At 63.0% G+C, this 6346-nt stretch carries 8 protein-coding genes; 3 read left to right on the plus strand and 5 right to left on the minus strand.

Translation table 11 applies throughout. The annotated features are described in order from the left end of the window. Positions 1-133: 133 nt before the first annotated feature. The 5 genes from GWE18_RS41555 to GWE18_RS41575 all read right to left on the minus strand — a co-directional run bounded on the left by GWE18_RS41555 (position 134) and on the right by GWE18_RS41575 (position 3586). Positions 134-442 carry a hypothetical protein gene (locus GWE18_RS41555; RefSeq protein ID WP_275191254.1) on the minus strand — a complete coding sequence of 103 codons (309 nt, stop codon included), beginning with the start codon at positions 440-442 and terminating at the stop codon, positions 134-136. Positions 443-1187: 745 nt separating this feature from the next. Continuing rightward, positions 1188-1628 carry a hypothetical protein gene (locus tag GWE18_RS41560; RefSeq protein ID WP_057855563.1) on the minus strand — a complete coding sequence of 147 codons (441 nt, stop codon included), beginning with the start codon at positions 1626-1628 and terminating at the stop codon, positions 1188-1190. Between the two features lie 59 nt (positions 1629-1687). Beyond that, positions 1688-2281 (minus strand): permease, encoded by a 594-nt coding sequence (locus tag GWE18_RS41565; RefSeq protein WP_275191256.1) that lies wholly within the window; start codon positions 2279-2281, stop codon positions 1688-1690. A gap of 146 nt (positions 2282-2427) precedes the next feature. After that, a complete protein-coding gene (gene crcB, locus GWE18_RS41570; protein ID WP_275191257.1) occupies positions 2428-2802 on the minus strand; it encodes a fluoride efflux transporter CrcB in 375 nt (124 codons plus the stop codon). Positions 2803-2983: 181 nt separating this feature from the next. Beyond that, a complete protein-coding gene (locus tag GWE18_RS41575) occupies positions 2984-3586 on the minus strand; it encodes a superoxide dismutase (RefSeq protein WP_028350505.1) in 603 nt (200 codons plus the stop codon). A 164-nt stretch (positions 3587-3750) separates the two neighbouring features. Between GWE18_RS41575 and GWE18_RS41580 the strand changes: the two genes are divergently transcribed. From GWE18_RS41580 to GWE18_RS41590, 3 genes are all read left to right on the plus strand, one after another. Then, complete coding sequence (locus GWE18_RS41580) at positions 3751-4290, plus strand: GNAT family N-acetyltransferase (RefSeq protein ID WP_275191258.1); 540 nt, start codon at positions 3751-3753, stop codon at positions 4288-4290. A gap of 86 nt (positions 4291-4376) precedes the next feature. Continuing rightward, entirely contained in the window at positions 4377-5759 is a 1383-nt protein-coding gene (locus tag GWE18_RS41585) for an MATE family efflux transporter (RefSeq protein WP_275191259.1), read from the plus strand. An 85-nt stretch (positions 5760-5844) separates the two neighbouring features. After that, on the plus strand, positions 5845-6288 hold the full coding sequence (locus tag GWE18_RS41590) for a DUF2147 domain-containing protein (RefSeq protein WP_275191260.1): 444 nt from the start codon (positions 5845-5847) through the stop codon (positions 6286-6288). The last annotated feature ends 58 nt before the right edge of the window (positions 6289-6346 follow it).

The following is a 6346-nucleotide window of genomic DNA, read 5'->3' on the forward strand; positions in this document are numbered from 1 at the left end:
CTCCCCCACCCTCCCGCGCAAGGGTGGAGGGAGCGTAGCGTGGCTGGGATTATGCCTCAGTATGCAACGGCTCTCTCTCCGCTAGAGCAATGACGGAGACCGCGTCGCTTGAGCGCGGCCGATTGGGGCGGCCTTACCTGTCCGTGAGCAACAGCAGGCCCCAAGCCATCGTCGCCAAGACCGGTATGGCCATGAGAGATGGGCGGCGGCAAAGGCTCTCGGCCATCGAGCAGGCAGAGCCGGCCGATGACCATCCATCGCCGTGAGCCATTTGGATGAAAATGATCGACAGTGCGGCCAGGCCGACAGCCATGACGATCGCGGAAATACCGAGGGTACGCATTTTCGACACTCGAAAATTATTTACAAAAAATAGTGAAATGGAACCAAAGCTGAATTCTGATGGGAACAGGGCGGTTCCATGACCACTCGCGGCCAGCATCGCGGCGTAATCTCATGCGCCAGCCATGTTAATTAGGTGATGTATTTCAATATATTAGCGCGATAGTTGTTTTTTCTACCATTAGCTGCCGCAAAAGTTGCGCTGATGCGGCTGGGTCGGTTGGTTCCGGCACCAGACGAACCGCGCCGGCATGAAGGGGATCATGCGCCGGAAGGCGAGCGCCGCCGACGCCGCTGACATTTCAAACTGAGACACCACCGGACAAGTGGAATTAATTGCAGGCGCCCGTAGAAGAGGCCGCCAACCGAGGCGACCTCTGTCATAAGGATTTTAAATTGGTTTGCTTGTCTTTCGTTGGCTGGCTACAGCCGCTGCCTATGGGGCAGGACAATTGATGTGGCTGGCAGGGACCGTCTGAATTTCAGAGCAAGGCAGGCGGTCCCGCTAAGCCCTCAAGGTCCGAGTGGAAGGCTGGATCGTGAGGCGATAGGCAACGAGCTTGCTACCGTCCATGACCTCCAGCGCCATATCGCAGGCAGGGCAGTGATATTCGCCCTTGGCCCCAACCTGTGACGAAAGCTCAAGCCGTCTGAAGCCGGCCCCGCAGTTTGGGCAGGTTACGTCGCCCTTCTTCATGTACACCCCTACATTGGCTGGTCCCGCCCCAACGGGGCGAGTCTTAGCCGATATTCACGAACGCAACCAGCTCTTCATCCGGTAATTTACGGGATTTCTGCCGATCTCTGATTTATGTTTATATAGAAAACACCTTTAGCGTGCACCATCACGGTTTCCCGATCACCATCGCGATCGCTGCCGCCAGGAACGGAAACGGCACCGAGACGGCGGCGCGAAACCAGACGAACCGCGCCGGCATGAACGGGATTTCCCAGAGGATCATGCGCTGAAAGGCGAACAGCGCCCAGGCGACGACATAGGCGATCACCTGCGGCGAGCCGCCGCCAACCTTCAACGCCACCGCGCCGATCGAGAAGCCGACCACCGGGCCGCCCGGCGTCGCCGCGCCGGCGATCACCGCCGTCAAGACGCCGAACCAGCCGCTGTCCGGGCCGAGCCAGCCGGTGATGACTTCCGGCGGAATGACGGCTGCGATGTAGCCCGAGCCGATCACGCCGAGCGCAATGCGCGGCACGATGTTGATGAAGTCCATGCTGCCTTCGCGCACCGACGACACCAGCACGACGCGGCCGCGCTGCCAGGCCATGAAGCCGAGGATAGCGACCGACCCCCACAAGGTGATGTCGATGATCAGTGCGGAGGCGGTCACGAAGGCTCGCCCTTCGGGTACATCCGCACGAAGGCGAAGCGGCCGAGCCAGCCTGCAAGCACCGGGATCGGCAGCGAGATCACGATCCGCCACAGCGTGAAATCCGTGCCGAGGATCGGCAATTCCCAGGCGACCGCGCGGCCGTAGCCGATCAGTGTCCAGCTCACCACCATCGCGATGGTGGCGCCGAAATCGGCGCCGACCGTGAGCAGCGCCGCCGCCACCGGATAGGCGGTGAAGGGACCGCCGGGCAGGATCGCGCCGAACGCCGTTCCGATCAGCAATCCCTTCAGGCCGGAAGACGGCCCCAGCGATCGCGAGACTTTTTCGTGCGGCAGGATTTCCGCGATGAATCCGCCGAGCAGGCAGCCGGCCAGCACGCGCGGGATGATTTCGCCGAACAGCCAGAGATCGTGGGTGAGGATCCTGAGCACGCCATCGATGCCGTCGCGCCGCCAGACCAGCGTAGCGCTGACCGCGACGAGCGCGCCGATAAAGATCATCGACCAGCCGACCGGCTTGCGGGCGCGCCGCGGGCGCTGTTCGGCGTCGTCGGCAGGCGACGGATCTTTTATCGGAGGTTCTGACAAGGCGATCGTGTCGGCGGGTGAAGCGAATTCACCCTGCTTAGTCCCGCCCTTGTGGCGAAGCAAACGGAAGCTGGACCATACCCATGCGCAGCAGAGGCATGCCCATGCGAGGACGTCACGCGGGCTGCGTTCGGCGGGCTGTTGGTTCAGGTCAGCTGGCGGACCAGCGCAAGGCCGGCAAACAGCCCGGCAATCGAGAGCACGACAGAGCCGACCACATAAAGCGCCGCCAGGGCGAGCTCGCCGCGCTCGTAGAGCAGCGCCGCATCGAGCGAGTAGGCCGAAAACGTGGTGTAACCGCCGAGGACGCCGGTCATCAAAAACAGCCGCCAGGGCTGCGACGCCTCACCCTTGAAGGCGAGATAGCCCGCGATCAGTCCCATCACGGTTGAGCCCGTGATGTTGATGATGAACGTACCCCAGGGAAATCCGGTGCCGAGACAGCGGGCGCAGGTGAGGTTGATGAGATGGCGCAGCGACGCGCCAAGGCCGCCGCCGAAAAAGACCAAAAGATAGCTCATCGCGGCATTTTCCACATCGGCATCATCCCGGCAGAGTGGTTGTGCCGCACAGGAGCCCTCCCCGCAAGAACTTGAAAGTACTGCGCCAAATAAAGGGGCGGTAGCCGCACTACCACCCCTTCGATATCACTCCGCTGTCATTCCGGGACGGCGCGAAGCGACGAACCCGGAATGACCGTGCTTACGCTCCGGCCTTGCCGAACAACTCGTCGACATAGTCCCAGTTGATCAGATTATCGCAAAACGCCTTCAGATAGTCGGGACGGCGGTTGCGATAGTCGATGTAGTAGGAGTGCTCCCAGACGTCGCAGCCGAGAATCGGCGTGGCGCCGTAGACCAGCGGGCTTTCGCCGTTTGCGGTCTTGGAGATTTCGAGTTTGCCGTTCTTGACCGACAGCCAGCACCAGCCGGAGCCGAACTGGCCGACGCCGGCAGCGGCGAAATCGGCCTTGAACTTGTCGAGACCGCCGAGGTCCTCGGTGATCTTCTTTTCCAGACGGCCGGGCAGCTTGCTGCCGCCGCCATTCGGCTTCATCCAGTTCCAGAAATGCAGGTGGTTGTAGTGCTGGCCGGCATTGTTGAACACGGCCGGATTCTTGCCGAACGAACCCTTGACGATCTCCTCCAGGGACTTGCCTTCGAATTCGGTCCCCTTGATCGCGTTGTTTCCGTTGGTCACGTAAGCCTGGTGATGCTTGTCGTGGTGATATTCCAGCGTTTCCTTGGACATGTGGGGCGCAAGGGCGTCGTGGGAATAGGGGAGATTGGGCAGCGTGAAGGTCATGGGTGATGTCCGAACTGATGGGAGACGACGAAGTCTAACGGGAACCCTTATAGAAGGTTCCATTGGTCTTAAACACCGCATTTTGGCAAAACGGCAGGGGTCTTGCGTAACGCCGCTCCGCGTCCAGCGTATGACGGATAAGGGCGCCGCGACGAGGGAATGACATGAGTATCGAGATCGACGTCCTGAACGGCGACGCATCATGGCCGAGGGCCGAACCGCTGATGAACGCGGTGTGGCCGCGCGATGTCGTGGAAAAATTGCCCTGGGGTCACGTCAAATGGGCCCACGCCGATCTGCGCGTGCTGATTGACGCGCCGGAGGATTCGCCCAGCCCAGGACTTGCCTGCCATGTCGGCATCTACTTCCGTGACGCCACTTGGGACGGGCGCAAAGTTCATGTCGGCGGCATTGGCGGCGTCTCGACCCGCGCGGATTGCCGGGGACGCGGCTATGCGACGCTGGCGCTGAATGCCGCTGTCAGGACCCTGCGCGACCACGAAGCGGTGCGCTTTGCGATGCTGTTCTGCGAGCCGCACAATGAAGCATTCTATCAGGCGCGCGGCTGGCATGCGTTCAACGGCGAGGTCTATGCCGAACAGCCGGAGGGACGGGTTCGCTTCGAGGCCATGGCGCCGTTCGTGTTCGATTTTACCCGCAAACCGCGCGACGGCGTCATCGACCTATGCGGCCTGCCGTGGTGACCCCTGCAGCGGCGCGGGGGTGACTTGCGTCGGCCCGGCCGGATAATATGTCATCCATAATCTATTTCATTTGGATGACGTGACGCATGACCATGGACGCCCCCCTCGACATGCGCCCCGCCGCGGTCCCGTCAGCTCCGACCAACGCCCTGCTCACCTCGCCGATCCTGCCGACATTGTTGACGCTCGCGCTTCCCAATGCGATCGCCATGGTCGGCACGACGCTGGTTGCGGTCGCCGAGACCTTGTATATCGGCCGGCTCGGCACCGAGCCGCTCGCCGGCATCGCGCTGGTGTTCCCCTTCGTCATGCTGACGCAGATGATGTCGGCAGGCGCGATGGGCGGCGGCGTTTCCTCCGCCATCAGCCGGGCGATCGGCGCAGGCGATCGCGACCGCGCAGCGACGCTGGCTCTGCATGCGGCGATGATCGGCGCCTGCGCCGGGCTGTTCTTCACGGTGACGATGCTGGCCTTCGCCCGCGCATTTTACACGCTGCTCGGCGGGCGCGGCGGCGTGCTCGAGCAGGCGATGCAATATTCGCACGTGCTGTTCTCCGGCGCGATTGCGATCTGGCTGGTCAATACGCTGGCCTCGGTGGTGCGCGGCACCGGCGACATGCGCATCCCATCGGTAACGTTGATCGGCACCGCGCTGGTGCAGATTGCCGTCGGCGGCGCACTGGGCCTCGGGCTGTTCGGCCTGCCCCAGTTCGGCATGGGCGGCGTTGCCGCGGGCCAGCTCACCGCTTTCACGCTCGGGGCCATGTACCTCACCTGGCACCTCGTCAGCGGCCGCAGCCGGCTGGTGCTCAACTTCAAGGGCTTCAGATTCCAGCGCGACATGTTCTTCGACATTCTCAAGGTCGGCGCGGTGTCCTGCCTGTCACCGCTGCAGACCGTGCTCACCGTGCTGATCTTCACCAAAATCCTCGCCGGCTACGGCACCGAGACATTGGCCGGCTATGGCATGGGCTCGCGGCTGGAATTCTTGCTGACGCCGATCGCCTTCGCATTCGGCGTCGCCTCGGTGCCGATGGTCGGCATGGCTATGGGCGCGGGTCTCGTGACGCGCGCGCGGCAGGTGGCGTGGATCGCGGGCGCCGTCGCCGGCATCACCGTGGGCGCCATCGGGCTGATCGTCGCCGTAATGCCGTCGCTCTGGGTTTCGCTGTTCACCAGCGACGCCGGCGTCACCGCCGCGGCCTCTTCCTATCTCGTCTGGGCCGGCCCGGCGTTCGCCTTTTTCGGGATGGGCGTCAGCCTCTATTTCTCGTCGCAGGGTGCTGCGAAGGTCGGCGGTCCCGTAATGGCCGGCACCGCAAGATTGCTGATGGTCGGTGGCGGCGGCTGGTGGCTGGCTTCGGCAGGCGCGCCGGCATGGACGCTGTTCGCGCTGGTGGGCGCGGCGATGGTCGTTTACGGCCTCGGTACGGCGTTGTCGATCTGCCTCACCCGCTGGGACAAATGACCGGCAAGCAACGAGAACGCGCCATCTGACGTTGCGCAAATCTGATTTGTTGCTATGCAAGCCTGCTTTTTCGAAGGAATGATTCATGGCTTGCACAAAAACTCTCGTCATCGCGATCTCGGCGGCATTGCTGGCCGCCCCACTGGCCTTCGCGCAAGGCGCCGGCGAGCCGACCGGCGTCTGGCTGACGCAGTCCGGCGATGCGCGGGTAAAGGTCAGCAAATGCGGTGGCGGCATCTGCGGCGTGATCGTCGGGCTGAAAGAAACGATCGATCAAGCGACCGGCAAGCCTCAGGTCGATGACAAGAATCCCAATCCGGCGCTGAAGAAGCGGCCGATGATCGGCCTTCCGCTGTTCAGCGGCATGCAGCCCACCGCACCCAACAAATGGTCGGGCCAGATCTACAACGCCGACGACGGCTCAAGCTATGCAAGCAGCGTCTCGCTGGCGGGCCCGGACACGCTGAAGGTCGAAGGCTGCGTCGGCGCGATCTGCGGCGGCGAGACCTGGACGCGGGTGGGGCGCTGAGGCTGGTTCGAGTTTCTCGCTGATACTGCCGATGCGGCGCGAGCCCCCACCCTAACCC

The sequence above is a fragment of the Bradyrhizobium sp. CSA112 genome, assembly GCF_029051645.1.
In the GTDB taxonomy this organism is placed as follows: domain Bacteria; phylum Pseudomonadota; class Alphaproteobacteria; order Rhizobiales; family Xanthobacteraceae; genus Bradyrhizobium.

What these genes read in the sequence shown, in the direction of transcription:
- GWE18_RS41555 (WP_275191254.1), bottom strand. Translation starts at nt 442, where the DNA reads ATGCTGGCCGCGAGTGGTCATGGAACCGCCCTGTTCCCATCAGAATTC.
- GWE18_RS41560 (WP_057855563.1), bottom strand. Translation starts at nt 1,628, where the DNA reads ATGGCCTGGCAGCGCGGCCGCGTCGTGCTGGTGTCGTCGGTGCGCGAA.
- crcB (WP_275191257.1), bottom strand. Translation starts at nt 2,802, where the DNA reads ATGAGCTATCTTTTGGTCTTTTTCGGCGGCGGCCTTGGCGCGTCGCTG.
- GWE18_RS41575 (WP_028350505.1), bottom strand. Translation starts at nt 3,586, where the DNA reads ATGACCTTCACGCTGCCCAATCTCCCCTATTCCCACGACGCCCTTGCG.
- GWE18_RS41580 (WP_275191258.1), top strand. Translation starts at nt 3,751, where the DNA reads ATGAGTATCGAGATCGACGTCCTGAACGGCGACGCATCATGGCCGAGG.
- GWE18_RS41585 (WP_275191259.1), top strand. Translation starts at nt 4,377, where the DNA reads ATGACCATGGACGCCCCCCTCGACATGCGCCCCGCCGCGGTCCCGTCA.
- GWE18_RS41590 (WP_275191260.1), top strand. Translation starts at nt 5,845, where the DNA reads ATGGCTTGCACAAAAACTCTCGTCATCGCGATCTCGGCGGCATTGCTG.